Genomic DNA, 16,378 nt, shown 5'->3' on the forward strand with positions numbered 1-16,378 from the left:
CGTGCAACCGAAGGGGAAATGGAACGGGGCAGCCTCAGGTGACGTACGCGCCCGGCAGCAGCGTCGAGATCGACACGTCGAACGCGCGCGCGATCTTGTCGGCGGTGACGATCGATGCGATCGCCTCGCCGCGCTCGATCTCGCCGACATACGAGCGGTTCAACCCCGCATGCTCGGCCAGCTGCTCCTGCGACCACGTGCGCGCTTCGCGCAGCTTGCGCACGTTGGCGCCGAAGTGATGGATGAGGTCGCTCATCGCGCCTCCTAGGCGACACGCGCGGCCGCGCGCGGTGCGGTGTTCGCTTCGCTGCGCAGCACGGCCTGCGTGATGTTCGCGCCGGCCGGCACGTCCTGCGTGAGCCACACGTTGCCGCCGATCACCGCGCCACGCCCGATCGTCACGCGGCCGAGGATCGTTGCGCCCGCATATATCACGACGTCGTCCTCGACGATCGGATGACGTGCCAGCCCCTTCTCGAGGTGACCTGCCGCATCGCGCGGAAAGCGCTTCGCGCCGAGCGTGACGGCCTGGTACACGCGCACGCGCTCGCCGATGATCGCCGTCTCGCCGATCACGACACCCGTGCCGTGATCGATGAAGAAACCCGCGCCGATGCGTGCGCCCGGATGAATGTCGATGCCCGTCTCCGCATGCGCCTGCTCGGCGATGATCCGCGCGAGCAGCGGCAGGCCGAGGCCGTACAGCTCGTGCGCGAGCCGGTGGTGGATCATCGCGAGGATGCCCGGGTAGCACAGCAGCACCTCGTCGACACTGCCCGCCGCCGGATCGCCGTGGAAGGCGGCCAGCACGTCGCTGTCGAGCAGCCGGCGAATCTCGGGCAAGCGTGCGGCAAATGCCTGCACGGCCGTCGACGCCACGTCATCGACGCGATCGACCGGCCCGTCGGCATTGCGCTGTCGCGCCGCGTAGCGCAATTCCAGCTTCACCTGCGCGAGCAGCGCATTCAGTGCCGCGTCGAGCGCATGGGCCACGTGAAAGTTCTCGCTCTCCTGGCGCAGGTCGGGCGGCCCGAGCCGCATCGGGAACAGCACGCCTTTCAGCGCGCCGATGATCTGCGCGAGCGCCTCGCGCGCCGGCAGGTCGCGCCCACCCGGTTCGAGGGAGCGCCGCTGCTTCTCGCGCCATGCGCGGCGCACGGTCTGCAGCGATTGAACGATGTCGTCGATGTCGAATGCGGCCATGCTGCTTTCTCCCTGTAACGGCCGTGAATCAGTCCTGTGCCCACGGCAGGCCGCGAAAACGCCAGCCATTGCTGCCGCCGCGATGCTGCCGCTCGTCGAGGTCGCCTTCGAACCCGTCGAGCACGTTGAATACCTGCGTAAAGCCCCCCTTCGTCGCCGCCTCGGCCGCCTGCGCCGAGCGGTTGCCGCTGCGGCACAACAGCAACACGACGGCCGTCTTGCCCGTCTTCGCTTCCAGTTCGCGCACGAAGCGCGGGTTGCGCGTCAGGCTCGTGCCTGTTGCCCACGGCACGTGTAGCGACTCCGGCACGTGGCCGACGAATTTCCGTTCCTCGGCGGTGCGCACGTCCACCAGCAATGCATCGCCGGACGAGAACAGCGCCCACGCCGCTTCCGGCGCGACGCCACCCGCATAGGGCGTGCCGGCCGCTGCCGCCGCTGCGCGCGCGTCTTCGAGCGCCTGCTGCGCAGCGGTTCGTTCTTCCAATGCAACCGTCATGACACTTCCTTGTTTTCGTTGATTCGTATGATCAAAAAACACCGGGAAAGCGGCCGTTGCAGCTTGCGTGCTGTCTATAGCCGTCAGCGCCACTATGCGAGTGCGGCCGGGCAAGCAGAACCAATAAAAATTCATTTCCTAATCAGCGGCGCGGGGAATGCAATAGCAGACGCGCGCTATTCGGGCGGGTTCGCGGGCGAGCAGGACGGGAAGAATGGTGACCGTTCGATGTCAAGCATCGAAGGACTTTGAAAAGTATCGAGGGAGACGATCAACGCGGCGTACAGCGCGTTGCAACGGAATCCGAAATGCAATGCATGCGCGGGCGCGCATGCAGGGACGACTGATGAAATCCGGCTGGCTGGTGGAATGCATCGGCACGATGCCCGACGGGCATTGCCGATGCATTCGCCTGTCCGTCAACCGGTTACTGCACCGGGTCGACCGGGGCGACCGGCACGCCGCGCGCTTCGATATCGCGCCCCGCCAGCAGGCACAGATCCTCGCGGTGATGCGCGGCAACCACCTGCACACCGACCGGCACGCCATTCACGAGCGCCGTCGTCACGGCCAACCCCGGCAGCCCCATCGCCGGCAGCGCGCGCAACGTGAGCTGCGCTTCCCACACGCGATCGAACCCGCCCTGCCCCTGCCGGTCGAGATCGTCCGGGAACGGCAGCTCCGACGACACCGGCAGCAGCACGACCGCATAGTCGTCAAGGAACAGCCGCCACTGCCGCGTCAGCGTCGTGCGCCGGACGAGCGCGCGGCTGATCACGTCGGCCGGCAAATCGCGCACCTTGCCGCGCACGGCTTCGACCACGGCGGCCGCACCCGGATCGCCGTCCTTCAAGACCGCGTTCGTCAATGCGTCGAATCCGTCGCCGAGCCAGAGTTGCTCCTGCAACAGTGCCGCTTCGCGCATCGGCGGCGTGTCGTCGATCTCGTCGACGGTCCAGCCGGCATCGATCAACCGCCGTGCGGCGTCGCGCAGCGCGGCCTCGACCTCGGGCACGACCTGCAAGCCACCCGGCCGCACGCACAGCGCCGCGCGCTTCGGCACCTCGCGCCCGTCGAACGGCACCGCCACGTGCCACGGATCGCGCGGGTCCGGCGCGGCGAACGCACGCAGCGCGAGCGAGAGATCGTCGATCGTGCGAGCAATCGGCCCCGCCGTCGACATCAGCTGCGCGCCGATCGCCCGCTCGGGCGATGACGCATTGAACGCCGGTACACGTCCGAGCGACGGCCGGATCCCGTGCACGCCGCACGCGTAGGCCGGATACCGCACCGAGCCGCCGATGTCGGTGCCGACGGCAAGCGGGCCAATCCCGGCGGCCACGGCTGCCGCCGCGCCGCCGCTCGATCCGCCCGGCGTCAGCGATGGATTGCGCGGATTACGCGTGTGGCCATGCACGAGATTCGACGTGAACCAGCGCAACGCGAACGTCGGTGAATTGGTGCGGCCGAGCAGGATTCCGCCGGCCTTTCTGATATTGCCGACCACCGGGCTGTCGGCGTGCGCGATCAGGTGCTCCTGCAGGCGCGTGCCGTTGGTCGTCGCGAAACCCGCCTGGTCGACGTTGATCTTCACGGTAACGGGCACGCCCGCGAGCGGCCCCGGATCGTCGCCGCGCGCGATCGCGCGATCGACTGCGTCGGCCTGCCGCCGCACCTCGTCGGGCCGGTGTTCGATCACCGCGTTGATCGCCGGATTCACCGCATCGAGACGATCGAGCACCGCGTCGGCCACTTCGCGCGCGGATACCTCACGATGCCGCACGCGTTTCGCGAGTTCGGTTGCCGGCAGTTGCCAGAGTTGCGTCATGACTTCTCCTTTTGGAAGGACATCACAATCACTCGTGGCGCCGCGCTTCCCCACGAAAGCGCGGCGCCATGTTCACTCACTGCGTATCCTGCTTCGCGCGTTCGGCGGCCGCGATGATCGCGTCGGCCACGGCCTTCGGCTGGCTCAGCATCGACACATGGCTGCCGTTCACGCGCGTGACCGTCGCGCCGATCCGCTTCGCCATCGTTTCCTGCAGCGTCGGGGCGATCATCTTGTCCTGCGTCGCGACGACGAACGTCGACGGCTTCGCGTGCCACGCGGCCTGCGTGATCTTCTCCGAGATGCAACCGCTATACCACGGCCCCTGGGTCGCCGCAACGATGCGCTGCTGAGCAGGCGGCAGGTCCGGTGCGAAGTCCTGCGTGATTGCCTTGTCCGACAGCGTCGCAAAGCCACCCGCATCCTTGCGCAGCTCGCCGGCCCACGCGGGGGCCGGCAACCCCTGCGTGACGTCGGCGATCGACTGGCCGTTGTCGGGTGCGAACGCGGCGACGTACACGAGCGACTTCACCTTGTCGTCGTTGCCCGCCTCGCTGATCACGACGCCGGCCCACGAATGGCCGACCAGTACGACCGGCCCCTTCTGCGCGTCGATCGTGCGCTTCGTTGCGGCCGCATCGTCGGCGAGCGAGCTCAACGGATTCTGCACCGACACCACGTGCAGCCCGCGTGCCTCGAGCAGCGGAATCACGCGGTTCCAGCTCGACCCGTCGGCGAACGCGCCGTGCACGAGCACGACGTTCGTGCCCTTCAGGTCGTCCTTCGGCGCAGCCTGCGCCGCCACCGCACCGAACAGTCCGCCGATCACTGCGGTGGACACGAGAACGCGTTTCATCAAACCGGCCATCGTCATGCTCCTATTTGTATCGTGTTATTCAAATGAAGTGCTGCATGGGAGACCGCGCCCCCGTGCTGCGGGCGCGCACCGGATCACGAATGTGCGTACAGGTCGTCGGCGGCATTCCGTGCGGAACGCGACTGGGCCGCATCGCGATGGCTGGCAGGCGTCGACGCATCGGCCACGTTGTCGTCTTGCGACTTCGACGGGCCGTTCTGATCGGAACGCGCGACCTGCTGCGCGGCGACGGCGTTCTCTGCGGCCGCGATATCGCTCGGGTAGTTCGCTTCGCTGGTGGCCGGGCTGTAGCCGGCCTTCTCCAGGCGAACGAGTTCGGCGCGCACGTCGGCACGCGTGAGGCCGTGGCCGGTATCGGCGAACGACAGGGCGGGGATGGCAGCGAGGACGGCAACGGCGAGGATTCGAGCGGCTTTCATGAGGGTTCTCCTTGAGAGAGGTAGGTCAGTCGATCATTCGGCATCCGATCCAGTTCATCTGGCATCGAACGTTTCCTGCATGTCGACAGTAGAACCCGCGCACGTATCTGCCATGTTTCCGAAACCGGGGCTTTCTGCATGCCAGTTTTTCAGGAACGGCCGCAGATACAGTGCGATACAAACCCGCCTACCGCGTCGGCGCACTGGCGCGCTCTGCCGAGGTGCTCCCCAAAAGCGCCCCCCATGAAAAAAGGCGTGCCACGCATGGCACGCCTTTCCGTCGAACCCGTCACACCACGCACGTCACGGCGCAAGCCGCGTGAACACGTAGTCGTGGTTCTTCACACGCGCCTGGTGACACGCAAAGCACGTCTGATGCTGGCCGATATCGGCCGGCACGCCGTTGATGAAGCGCCCGAAGCCCCAGCCGCCCGTCGACGCATAGCGGCGCGAGTCCTTCACCATCACCTGCACGGTCGTCGCCTGGCCCGGCACCGTCGCCGGTGCGAACTCGTCGGACTGCTTGCGCTTGTACGCAAGCTTCACGAGGATCGTGCCGTCCGGGAACGGCAGCGTCGCCTGTTCGAGCGCACGGATCGCGACGGGATTACCGAGCACCACGCGCAGTTCATCGAGCGGCGCAGCCTCCTCGGCCGGCGCGACCATTTCCCACTTCCGGTAGCCGGGCGGAATCGTCACGCCGTAGATCGGCGAAGCGGCGGCGCCGGCTGGCTTCGGCTGCTCCGCGAACGCGGCCGGACCGCTGGCCGACAACGCACCGATCAGCAGCACGCCCGCAACGAACGCCCGGCGCGCGCCGCGCTGCACCACGCCCACGCGTGCCCGCATCACAGATGCTCCACTTGCAGGATCGCATCCGCGAACGCCTGCGGCGCTTCCTGCGGCAGGTTGTGGCCGATGCCGCCGGTGATCGTCCGGTGCTGGTACTTGCCCGTGAACTTCTTCGCGTACGCGGCCGGTTCCGGATGCGGCGCACCGTTCGCATCGCCTTCCATCGTGATCGTCGGCACGGTGATCGCGGGCCCGGCGGCAAGGCGCCGCTCGATGTCGTCGTACTGCGCCTCGCCCTTCGCGAGCCCGAGGCGCCAGCGATAGTTGTGGATCACGACGGCCACGTGATCGGGGTTCTGGAACGACGCGGCCGAGCGGGCATAGGTTTCGTCGGAGAACTGCCACTTCGGCGACGCGAGTTGCCAGATCAGCTTGTTGAACGCGTCGCGGTTCGCCGCGTAGCCCAGCGCGCCGCGCTCGGTCGTGAAGTAGAACTGATACCACCACTGGAACTCGGCCTGCGGCGGCAGCGGCTTGCGGTTCGCCTCCTGGCTGCCGATCAGGTAGCCGCTCACCGATACCAGCGCCTTCACGCGCTGCGGCCACAGCGCCGCGATGATGTCGGCCGTACGTGCGCCCCAGTCGTAGCCGCCGAACACCGCGCGGTCGATCTTCAGCGCGTCCATCAGCGCGATGATGTCGACGGCCGTCACGGCCTGCTGGCCGTTGCGCACGGTGTCGGCCGAGCGGAACGTCGTCGACCCGTAGCCGCGCAGGTACGGCACGATCACGCGATAGCCGGCCGCGACGAGCAGCGGCGCGACTTCCGCATAGCTGTAGATGTCGTACGGCCAGCCGTGCAGCAGGAACACGACGGGGCCGTTCTTCGGCCCGAGGTCCGCATACCCGACGTTGAGCACGCCCGCGTCGATCTGGTGAATCGTGCCCAGCGACGCGACGCCGGCCGAACGCTTCGCAGGCGAGGCATCAGGCGCCGACTGCGCATGCGCGAGGGCGCTGAAGCCGAGGTCGGCGAGGCTCAGGCTCGCCAGCGTCGTACCCAGGATCAGGCGGCGGCGGGTGTTCACGGTATCAGGCATGACTCGTTCTCCATTGTCGATCGCTACGAAAGGGGCCCGCGGCACGGGCGGGCGCTCGGGAATCGGCGTTCTCGGCGGCGGCGCTGGCACCGCGCCGCCGTGTGAATCGCTTCACCGGATTTATACCCGAGCCCTCGGGAGGCTTTGTATCCCAACGTATCTGTGTGCGAACACGACACACGGCGATTCAAAAATCAGGCTGGAGACGCCTGTTTGCGGGGGAGTCGGCCCGCATCCCCCCTTCAACCACGTCGACGCGAGAAGCCGCTCACACCTTCCGATCCGGCAGGATATGCGCACGGATCGACCGCCCCCGCCACGACATGTGATCGATCCGCGCGCGCAGCGTGTAGAGCGCCACCGACGACAGCGTACTGAACCGGAGCAGCGCGATCGGGTCACCGATCCCGGCCGGCACCCGCTCGATCGAATCGAACAGCGGAAATCCATACCGTGTCAGGAACGCGCCGACCTCGTCGTCGCGTGCGTGTTCTTCGACATTGATCAGCAACAGTTCGGCCATCGCGGCTCCTTTCTTGATTCGACCGCCGTCACCGGATCAGCCGGCGCGTATGGTGCGCGATCATCAGTTCTTCGTTGGTCGGGATCACCCACACCGGTACGCGACTCGACGCCGTCGTGACCAGCGGCCCGCCCATGTTGTTCGCTTCGACATCGATCTCGACGCCGAGCCACGCCGCACGGCGCATCACCCCTTCGCGAATCGGCGCCGCGTGCTCGCCGATCCCCGCCGTGAAGACAATGGCGTCGATGCCCTCCATCGCGGCGGCCAGCGAACCGAGTTCGCGCGCGATGCGGTAGATGTACAGCTCGATCGCGAAGCGTGCGTGCGGATCGTCGCTCGCGAGCAGGGTGCGCATGTCGCTCGATATGCCGGACACGCCGAGCAGCCCGGAACGCCGGTAGATCAGATCCTCGACGGCGCGCACGTCCATCCCGAGTTCCTCCATCAGGAACAGCACGACGCCCGGGTCCAGGTTGCCGCAACGCGTGCCCATCGGCAGCCCGTCGACGGCCGTGAACCCCATCGTGCTCGCGACGCTCTTGCCTGCAACGAGCGCACACATGCTCGCGCCGTTGCCGAGGTGAGCGACGACCGTGCGCCCGCGCGCCGCCGGTGGCGCGACGTCGGGCAGCACGCTCGCGATGTACTCGTACGAGAGCCCGTGGAAGCCATAGCGGCGCACGCCCCGGCTGGTGATCGATTCGGGCAGCGCGAACGCCTGGGTCACCGCGGGCTGCGTGCGGTGGAACGCCGTGTCGAAGCAGGCCACCTGCTCGATACCGGGCTGCACCGTTTCGAGGATGCGAATCGGCGTCAGGTTGTGCGGTTGATGCAGCGGCGCGAGCGGCGTGAGCTTGTCCAGCTCGGCCACGATCTCGGGCGTGACGCGCACCGGGCCGCTGAAGCGCTGCCCGCCGTGTACGACGCGATGGCCCACCGCCGCGAGACGATGCCCCTCCTGGTGAGCCTCCAGGAACACGGCGATCTGCTCGAGCCCTTCGTGATGGCCGAACGACTCGCCGCCGGCCCATTGCTGCTCGTGACGTTCCGCGTGATGGTCGACGGCGCTGAAGTGCGCGGTGGCCGTGTACAACCCGTCGACCTGGCCATGCACGATCAGCCCGAGCGTGTCGCCCTGCACGTCGAATGCGGAAAACTTGATGCTCGACGAGCCAGCGTTCAACACCAGAATCACGTCTGCCATGACGTCACCCCTCGCGCGTGGTCGCTTCACGCTGCACGTTCGCGACGAGCATCGCGACCGCGCATGAAGCCAGCCGGGTGATCAACGAATCGGCGCGACTCGTCAGGATGATCGGCACGCGCGCGCCGAGCACGATCCCCGCCGCGTCCGCGCCGGCCAGGAACGACAGGCTCTTCGCGAGCATGTTGCCCGCTTCGAGGTCCGGCACCATCAGAACGTTCGCATGCCCGGCCACCGGCGAATCGATCTGCTTGATGCGCGCGGCCTCGGGATCGATCGCGTTGTCGAGCGCAAGCGGACCGTCGACGAGCGCGCCGGTAATCTGCCGCCGATCCACCATCTTGCACAGCGCGGCGGCTTCGAGCGTCGACGGCACTTTCGGGTTGACCGTCTCCATCGCCGACAGGATCGCCACGTAGACCTGCGGAAATGCCAGCGCATGCGCAAGATCGATCGCGTTCTGCAGGATGTCGACCTTTTCCGCGAGCGTCGGCGCGATATTGATCGCCGCGTCGGTCACGATCAGCGGATCGGCATGCGCGGGCACGTCCATGACGAAGCAATGGCTGATGCGCCGGCCGGTGCGCAACCCGGCATCGTGACGCACGACTTCAGCCATGAGCTCGTCGGTGTGCAGGCTGCCCTTCATCAGCGCGGACGCCCGCCCGTCGCGCACGAGCCGCACCGCCGCCGCTGCCGATGCCTCGCTGTACGGCGCATCGACGATCTCGTGATCGCCGATCGACAGCCCGCACGCCGCGGCGGTCGCTTCGATCCGTGCACGCGGGCCGACCAGGATCGGTTCGATCAGCCGCTTGCGCGCCGCCTCCAGCGCTCCCTCGAGCGAGCTTCGATCGCACGGATGCACGACAGCCGTCGGCATCGGCGCCAGGGTCTGACAGTGTTCGATGAGGCGGTGATATTTCTCGTGTCTGGTTTCCATCACATTCCTTGCTGTCCGTCACTGCACACGATCGAGGGCCGCCACCGGCCCCTTGGCCGGCCGCTTCGCGGGCGGTGCGCCCAGCACCGCGCGGATGCGTTGCAAGGCCGCCCACTGTTGCTCGCTCACCGACGCGCTCTGCACGCGCGGATCTCCCAGCAGCTTGTCCAGCAACGTCAGCAGCCGCTGGCGGTCCTCCGGCCTGGCAAGCAGCGCCGGCAGCGTGGCGACGGCCTGTTGCGGCGCGTACGTCGCGATGATTTCCTGCTCGCCATAGATGCGCCGCCACTGGTCGGGCGGCAGGTCCGGCAGATACTCGGCGTAGGTTTCGGCGAGTTCACGCTCGGTCGCCAGCTGCGCCAGCGGAAACGGCTCGCCGCTGCGTTCGAGCATGAACGCCGCGCGCGCCACCGCTTCGGTGTAGCCGCCCCGATCGATCGATGCGAGCGCATCCTTCACGAACGGCAGGTCGCGGGGGTCCGTCGCCGCCGGCGAAGCGGCATGATGGTCGCGATACTGCTCCGCGAAATGAAGCATGAACGGCTGCGTGTACAGCGTGAAGAACAGCGACTCGGTGCTCGCATCGCGCATCGCGCGGAAAAAATCGAGCGACGCGCTGACGACGTCCGAGCCACGGCGTTCGAGCTTGCGCCACGGCTCGATATCGTCGGCCGGCGGGCGGTTCGCCTTGACCGTGTCGGCGGCCGGCTTCAGCCAGCCAAGCCACGGGTTCAGGTCGGAAAACGCCCAGCGCTGAAAACGCAGAGGATGAAAATCGCGCAACAGGCGGGCCGTGGTTTCGTTCGAGGCCTGCTGCACGAACGGCTGCATGAACAGTTCATACGCGCGCTGCGTGAATTCGGACAGCTCGGCGACGGCCTCGAACGCGTGTTCGTCCTTGCGCCCGAAACGGTTGAAGTGTTGCGCGATCTCTTCGAGACGGTGCTCGGCGAAGGTGACCTCGTAGGCGACCTTCCCGTCGGCGCCTTTCACCTCCTCGATCGACATCGCATAGAGGCCCGGCGGCAGCGTTTCGACCGCATCCAGCACGCTGACGATCTGCGCATGCTCCTTCTTCGCGACCTTGCCCGACACGAAGATGCCGAGATGCCCCACATCCTCTTCCACCAACCCGATGATTACCTGCCCGCGCGACTTGATCTCCTCCGTGCTGCCGTAGATGTCCGCGACCCAGTTGAACGCCTGCTGCGGCGGCGTGATGTTGTCGCCCATCGACGCGAACAGGATGATCGGCGAGCGGATCTCGCGCAGGTCGAACGCGTTGCCCGCCCCGTCCCGCACCTCGCCGGACCAGAGCTTGTTGCCGATGAACAGGTTGCGCGTGATCCATTCGATCTCCTCGCGGTTCATCAGGTAGTAGCCGCCCCACCAGCGTTCGAACTCGAGGAAGCGCGGCGGCTCGGTGTCGATGTTGTCGTACACGTGGTAATACTTGTCCCACAACGTGTTCGCCGGGTTCAGGTTCTCGAAGTTCTGCACGAGATACGCGCCGTCGAATTTGCCGTTGCCGAGGTCCGACGAGAACGACGCGAGCCAGGTGCCGCCGAGCAGGCCGCCGGCATAGCGCATCGGATTGTCGCCGGGCCCCTCGCTCCACGCACCGCTCCAGTACGACATCGGGGCACCGTTGATGACGATCGGGCCCGTGTCGTCCGCCGACGAGCTCGCGAGCATCATCGCGGCCCAGCCGCCCTGGCAGTTGCCGACGATGGCCGGCTTGAGGCTGTCCGGATGCAGCGCCCGCACCTTCCGGACGAACGCCTGTTCCGCCGCACACACGTCGAGCAGCGTCTGGCCGGGCTCGGGCTCCTGGAAGAACACGACGAAGTACACCGGATGCCCCGCGCGCAACGCCACGCCGACCTGTGAATCGTCCTTGAAGCCGCCGATCCCGGGGCCGTGCCCCGCGCGCGGATCGATGATCAGGTAAGGCCGCTTCGCGGCGTCGACGATCACGCCATCCGGCGGCTGGATGTGAACGAGCGCGTAATTGACGGGCCGCTCGAACTGCCGGCCGTCGAGCACGACGTCGTAGTCGAAATGCAGCACCGGCTTGAGGCCCTGCGCCGTGCGCTCGACGTATTGCGTGCCGCGCTCGCGCAGCGTGTCCCAGAACAGCACCGAGCGCTGGACGGCGTCGACTGCGTAATGCCATGCGCTCAGCGGCGAAAGAGGTGTGGCGAACGGGGCCGCGCCCGGGTCGTGGCCAGGGCTGTCGCTGCCGTCGAATGCTTCGCTCAACCGCTTCCCGTACTGTTCGAGCGCGTGCTGCGTGCGCTTTTGCAGGACGTGGACGATCTCCGCGGCGATCTCATGACTGCGCGCCAGTTGCGTGGCAGCATCCATAACACTGTTCTCCAGAGGGGCAAGGTGAATCTCGACGCATTCCGCGAGCGGCCGTCTCGCGTCAGCCGAGCACGTGCATCCCGGCGTCGATGTAATGAACGCCGCCGGTCATCGCGCGTGCGGCATCGCTGGCGAGAAAGGTGCACAGCGCGCCGACGTCGTCGATGTCGAGCGGCCGGCGCAATGGCGCGCGCCGGGCGGTGTCGTCGAGCAGGTGATCGAAGTTCGGCAGCCCGGAGGCCGCCCGCGTGGCCAATGCACCGGGCGACACCGCATGCACGCGAATGCCTGCCGGCCCCAGTTCGACGGCCAGGTAGCGAACGGTGGCCTCCAGCGCCGCCTTGACCGGCCCCATCACGCCGTACTCGGCGATGACCTGGTCGGCGCCGATATAGGTCATCGCCATCAGGCTGCCGCCGGAAGTCATCAACGGCTCGGCAAGCTTCGCCATCCTGATGAACGAGTGGCAGGAGGTGTCCATCGCGAGCGCGAACCCTTCCGGCGAACTGTCGACGACCCGCCCGTGCAGGTCGGCCCGCGGTGCGAAGGCCACGGCATGCAGCAGAAAATCGAGGCCGCCCCACTGCTCGCCGATCGTGTCGAACACCGCGCGCATCTGGTCGGTCCGGCTGACATCGACGGGCATCGCAATCGCCGGCTTCAACTGCTCCAGCAGCGGCTCGACGTACGGCAACGCGCGGTCGGATTGCCAGGTCACGGCCAGCTCGGCACCCGCTGCGTGAAAGGCGCGCGCACATCCCCACGCGATGCTCTGCTCGTTCGCCAATCCGACGACGATGCCTCGTTTGCCTTCAAGCGGCCGCATGCCATTGCCGGACACGCGCGACGCGCGCACGTCGTTGTTCGTCATCGCGAAACCTCGGGTCGTATTTTTTCGCCGGGCGAAACGGTGAAAGGGCCGATTGGCCTTTCTGTCGCGAATCATTGTATTGAGGGTTTCAAATCCTCAGATCATTCGTGCGATATATTTTTGATTTTTATCAAAATCGCTTTGAAATCAAATAATTACGATGGAATGTTCCGCCCGGGAAGGATGGATTTCATCGACCTGTCATTCAATCGTGCGCGGAAGTGGCGTGCTGATTCCGCAGCGCCCAATAAAGCCGCTGCCGTGTCCGCTATCAAGCGGTCACTTTGATGAGCGACACCCGCAACAGACAACACAGCCGCGGTGAGGTCACGCGGCTGAGCGAGGGGAATTGAAGTGATCAGCGGCTGCGGCCGCGCGCACCGCACCACACATCACACCGACACAAGCGATCGCCGCGGCTCAATCGCCCTGCTTCAAGACCACGTCGGTAACGGGTTCGAAGTAGCAGGCATAGCGCACGTCGGCCAACGTATCGCTGATCGGCATCTCGTGCGTGTTGTACCGCGCCTGGATACCGTCCGTGACGACTTGCGGTTCGGCGGCCTCGCACTGATAGAGCGCCATGTATTGCCACGGTTGCGCACCCGATCCCCGCTGTTGTTCCGTGCGCCTGAAGCGTTGAGCGCTCACCACCCCCGGGACACGCAAGACGTCAGGCACATGCTGCTCCGTGTACCAGCGATTGAACGCCGCGTCGTTCCCGGGCGTCGGGTTGGTCAGGACGAGATACGTGAATTTCATGCCGAGTCTCCTTGTCGATGTGTTGTCCGTGCACGGACGGCTTACGCAGCGGCTGGCGCGACCAATGCCATCAACCCGGGCACGTTGCAGTCGCGATCCAGCGCCATCACCGCGTCGACGACGGCATCGGCCCGGTCGCGCGGCATCGCGCCGTCGGCGTTCCGATGAAACTTCGCGACTAGCTCGTCGGTGGAAAGCAGATTCGACGGATCGGGTGACGGGCTTCCCTTGGGATAGAGACGCTCGGCCACGAACGTCTGGCCGCGCGCCGTCACCTCGACCCGTGACGGACGCGCCGACGCATGCGACGACAATTCCTTGAGGTAATCCGGATGCACCCGGTGCCGGACCTTCTTCATCAGGCTCAGCACGGACGGACTGAACACATGTTCGGGATCCTGCCAGTCCCGTCCCGGCGCCAGGCGATGTGCGCCGATGGCCATGCCGTGCGCAATGCTGAACTGGCCGTCATGAACATGCCGGATATCCTGCGTCAGCCACGTCGGCTTCTCGACGAACCCCTCGACGAGCAGGTCGATATGGTCGATTTCGTCAGGCTGGATGTCGTTGCGCTCGACGATATCGATCAGGCAGTCGAGCGGCCCGTGCAGGATGCGGCAGTGCGGATAGAGCTTGTAGAGTTGCTCGGACACGAAGCCCCATGTCTCGCCCAGGCCCGACGTGATCCGCTCCGGCGCCCAGCGCCGGGTGCCGATGAACCGGGCATAGCCATGCTCCGCGTCGTCCAGCAGCTGGAAGTCGCCCCGGTGGCCCAGCAACCCCATGTTCGCCGCCAGCAGCGCCGACTGCACCAGTGCGGCAGCCATCGTGTACTTGATCGTCGTGCTCGGTGCGTGGTGAAAGAAGGCCATCATCGACTGCACCGGCGACACGTAACCGGCAATGCTCAACGAATGCGCCAGCAGGTCGGCTGACTGCCGCTGCAACATGCCGATGGCCGCCGTGGCCCCAAAGATCGTACTCGCGAAGCCGAACACCTTCGGGGTGTCGAGCCGGCCGTCTTTCACGTCGCGCAGATAGTCCATGGCCTTGCCGATGCGCCAGGACATTTCATGCGACACCGCGATTGCCCGGATCAGGTCGCGCCCGGAGGCCCCAGTCGTTTCGCCGATGGCCAGCGCACCGGGCAACACATACGGCGTCACGTGACCGGGCGGCACGACGGCATCCATGTCGAGTGCGTTGATCAGTTCTCCGTTGGCGACAGCGGCACCCAGTGCCGCGGCCCGATGCGGCGTGCCGATGATCGTGGCGTGCCCGTGGCCCGCCATCGATCTGCCGTATTCGATGCCGATGTGCCCCTTGGGATGGCTGGCGGCGGCAAGAGCGCATCCGATGGAGTCGAGCACCAGTCGCTTGGCTTCGTCCACGACAGGGGCGGGAATGTCGTCAAATGGCGTGTTGGTGCTAAAGTTCGCCAATTGCTCGACGATCGTAGTCATGGCTGTCTCCGTGATGGATGGCTACTGCCGCGCGCATCCATCGTCTTGGTCATTGGCTGCTATTACATGCGCAAGCGCGCTGACAAGAAAGGCACCCATGCTTATGAAATACATAATCGGCACTTATGTCTTTGTATAGGTCGAGGCAATCCGGGCGTTCAGGCCGCATCGACCTGAACCTCGTGGCGACGCTGCAGGCGATCCTGGATACCGGCAATGCCTCCAAGGCCGCGATCGCGCTCGGCGTGACGCAACCCGCCATCAGCCAGAATCTCCGCCGGCTGCGCGAGCACTTCGGCGACGAGTTGTTCGTGCGGAGCGGCAACATGCTGAAGCCGACGCCACGCATGCTCGCCCTGCAGCCCGTCATTGCGCGCCTGCTTCGCGACCTGGACATGCTCTCGCGCCCGCCGGACGGCTTCGATCCCGCGACGGCCGAACAGGAATTCATCGTCAGCCTGTCCGAGGTGGCAGAGTTTGCCGTGCTGCCGAGCGTCGCGGCCGAGTTTGCGCTGCATGCGCCGCGATGCCGTATCCGGGGAATCCGGGTGCACCACTCCCAGTTGCTGTCGATGCTCGAGCAAGGCGAAGTCGACCTCGCGGCCGGCAGCCTCGCAGGCGCCGCGCCGTCGCTGCGTCAGCAACGGCTCGCCGAACACCGGATGGTGTGCATGGTGTCGGCGCAGGGCAAATGGGCCACGGCGCCGCTCACCCTTCAGGACTATATCGACGGGCGGCATGTCAGCGTACGCCGGATTGCCGACACCACCGACCCGATCTCGGAGCGTCTGCAGGCCACCGGAATTCACCGGAACGCGGTGGCCAGCGTGTCCAGCGATTTCGTCGCGGCCCAGACCGTGGTGAAGACGGATGCGATCTGCACGGTCGGAGAACCGGCCGGCCGGCAGTTGACGGCCCTGTTTCCAGTCCGGTTGCATCCCGTGCCGTTCGAGGTCGGAACGCTCACGTCGCGGATGATCTGGCACGAGCGATTTCAACGCGACGCCAGTCACATCTGGCTGCGCAAGCTGGTCGAGACCGCTTATCGCAATTGGGTGTCCGCGCTGGTCTGACACGCCAGAATCATGTGAAGAAAATTCGGACTACCCCGCTTTAGTCCGGTTACGCGCGCGAAGACCGCATCCATGCGGCTCAGCGCGCCCTAAGGCGCTCATGGTGTCGTAGTCGCAACGGCATGCCACCGCGCCGCCTGCGGTGAACGCGCATGCGTGCATCCACGGGTTCTCGCGCCCTGTACCGGGGGCCGACGGAACATCGGACGCACGGCACCAGGCGCCGCCATCGAAATTCCCCCGAATCCCCCCCCCCGGAAACAGCAAGCGGGACGGCCTGATATCCCGAGCCCCCCACCCGTTTGCGCATCCCTCGTTGTCTCCCCTCATCTCCCGGGCAAGTGCCGCCCCATAACCGATGCTTATTTTTTTCATAAGCCTCGATGCCTTTCTTGCCGCCTGACTTGCGAATGTAATAGTCGCAACGACCGATGCGATGGCTGCGGACAAG

At 66.2% G+C, this 16,378-nt stretch carries 17 protein-coding genes; 2 read left to right on the forward strand and 15 right to left on the reverse strand.

All coding sequences use genetic code 11. The features are described from left to right. Positions 1 to 34 precede the first annotated feature (34 nt). The 3 genes from BCEP18194_RS35865 to BCEP18194_RS35875 are packed head-to-tail and all read right to left on the reverse strand — an operon-like array spanning position 35 to position 1,702. A complete protein-coding gene (locus BCEP18194_RS35865; protein ID WP_011356215.1) occupies positions 35 to 256 on the reverse strand; it encodes a helix-turn-helix domain-containing protein in 222 nt (73 codons plus the stop codon). An 8-nt stretch (positions 257 to 264) separates the two neighbouring features. After that, complete coding sequence (gene epsC, locus BCEP18194_RS35870) at positions 265 to 1,203, reverse strand: serine O-acetyltransferase EpsC (protein ID WP_011356216.1); 939 nt, start codon at positions 1,201 to 1,203, stop codon at positions 265 to 267. Between the two features lie 28 nt (positions 1,204 to 1,231). After that, on the reverse strand, positions 1,232 to 1,702 hold the full coding sequence (locus BCEP18194_RS35875; protein ID WP_011356217.1) for a rhodanese-like domain-containing protein: 471 nt from the start codon (positions 1,700 to 1,702) through the stop codon (positions 1,232 to 1,234). A gap of 9 nt (positions 1,703 to 1,711) precedes the next feature. Here BCEP18194_RS35875 and BCEP18194_RS41500 point away from each other — a divergent pair, with 9 nt between their 5' ends. Beyond that, positions 1,712 to 1,954, forward strand: a complete 243-nt coding sequence (locus tag BCEP18194_RS41500; protein WP_157687372.1) for a hypothetical protein — start codon at positions 1,712 to 1,714, stop codon at positions 1,952 to 1,954. 175 nt (positions 1,955 to 2,129) lie between these two features. On the opposite strand, the gene BCEP18194_RS35880 is transcribed toward BCEP18194_RS41500, so the two are convergent. The 12 genes from BCEP18194_RS35880 to BCEP18194_RS35935 form a co-directional block, all read right to left on the reverse strand. Further along, on the reverse strand, positions 2,130 to 3,530 hold the full coding sequence (locus tag BCEP18194_RS35880) for an amidase family protein (protein ID WP_011356218.1): 1,401 nt from the start codon (positions 3,528 to 3,530) through the stop codon (positions 2,130 to 2,132). Between the two features lie 76 nt (positions 3,531 to 3,606). After that, positions 3,607 to 4,398, reverse strand: coding sequence for an alpha/beta fold hydrolase (locus BCEP18194_RS35885; RefSeq protein ID WP_011356219.1), 792 nt, complete (start codon positions 4,396 to 4,398; stop codon positions 3,607 to 3,609). Positions 4,399 to 4,481: 83 nt separating this feature from the next. Then, the gene (locus tag BCEP18194_RS35890; RefSeq protein WP_011356220.1) at positions 4,482 to 4,826 is read right to left on the reverse strand and encodes a DUF4148 domain-containing protein; all 345 of its coding nucleotides are present in this window, start codon (positions 4,824 to 4,826) and stop codon (positions 4,482 to 4,484) included. Positions 4,827 to 5,129: 303 nt separating this feature from the next. Continuing rightward, positions 5,130 to 5,675, reverse strand: coding sequence for a cytochrome P460 family protein (locus BCEP18194_RS35895; RefSeq protein WP_011356221.1), 546 nt, complete (start codon positions 5,673 to 5,675; stop codon positions 5,130 to 5,132). Then, positions 5,675 to 6,718 carry an alpha/beta fold hydrolase gene (locus BCEP18194_RS35900; RefSeq protein ID WP_011356222.1) on the reverse strand — a complete coding sequence of 348 codons (1,044 nt, stop codon included), beginning with the start codon at positions 6,716 to 6,718 and terminating at the stop codon, positions 5,675 to 5,677. Before BCEP18194_RS35900 ends, BCEP18194_RS35895 begins: the two co-directional genes overlap by 1 nt. Before the next feature lie 268 nt (positions 6,719 to 6,986). Continuing rightward, positions 6,987 to 7,241, reverse strand: coding sequence for a hypothetical protein (locus BCEP18194_RS35905; protein WP_011356223.1), 255 nt, complete (start codon positions 7,239 to 7,241; stop codon positions 6,987 to 6,989). Positions 7,242 to 7,269: 28 nt separating this feature from the next. After that, positions 7,270 to 8,448 (reverse strand): acetate/propionate family kinase, encoded by a 1,179-nt coding sequence (locus BCEP18194_RS35910; RefSeq protein ID WP_011356224.1) that lies wholly within the window; start codon positions 8,446 to 8,448, stop codon positions 7,270 to 7,272. Between the two features lie 4 nt (positions 8,449 to 8,452). Then, on the reverse strand, positions 8,453 to 9,391 hold the full coding sequence (locus BCEP18194_RS35915) for a phosphate acetyltransferase (protein ID WP_011356225.1): 939 nt from the start codon (positions 9,389 to 9,391) through the stop codon (positions 8,453 to 8,455). Between the two features lie 18 nt (positions 9,392 to 9,409). Beyond that, on the reverse strand, positions 9,410 to 11,758 hold the full coding sequence (locus tag BCEP18194_RS35920; RefSeq protein WP_011356226.1) for a DUF3141 domain-containing protein: 2,349 nt from the start codon (positions 11,756 to 11,758) through the stop codon (positions 9,410 to 9,412). Between the two features lie 61 nt (positions 11,759 to 11,819). Then, the gene (gene fabI / locus BCEP18194_RS35925) at positions 11,820 to 12,629 is read right to left on the reverse strand and encodes an enoyl-ACP reductase FabI (protein WP_011356227.1); all 810 of its coding nucleotides are present in this window, start codon (positions 12,627 to 12,629) and stop codon (positions 11,820 to 11,822) included. A 420-nt stretch (positions 12,630 to 13,049) separates the two neighbouring features. After that, entirely contained in the window at positions 13,050 to 13,391 is a 342-nt protein-coding gene (locus BCEP18194_RS35930; RefSeq protein WP_011356229.1) for a DUF4286 family protein, read from the reverse strand. A gap of 41 nt (positions 13,392 to 13,432) precedes the next feature. Next, a complete protein-coding gene (locus BCEP18194_RS35935; RefSeq protein ID WP_011356230.1) occupies positions 13,433 to 14,854 on the reverse strand; it encodes an MmgE/PrpD family protein in 1,422 nt (473 codons plus the stop codon). A 182-nt stretch (positions 14,855 to 15,036) separates the two neighbouring features. On the opposite strand from BCEP18194_RS35935, the gene BCEP18194_RS35940 reads away from it, so the two are divergent. Further along, the gene (locus tag BCEP18194_RS35940; RefSeq protein ID WP_244273019.1) at positions 15,037 to 15,927 is read left to right on the forward strand and encodes a LysR family transcriptional regulator; all 891 of its coding nucleotides are present in this window, start codon (positions 15,037 to 15,039) and stop codon (positions 15,925 to 15,927) included. Positions 15,928 to 16,378: the final 451 nt, after the last annotated feature.

This window comes from Burkholderia lata, from assembly GCF_000012945.1.
Taxonomy (GTDB): Bacteria; Pseudomonadota; Gammaproteobacteria; order Burkholderiales; family Burkholderiaceae; genus Burkholderia; species Burkholderia lata.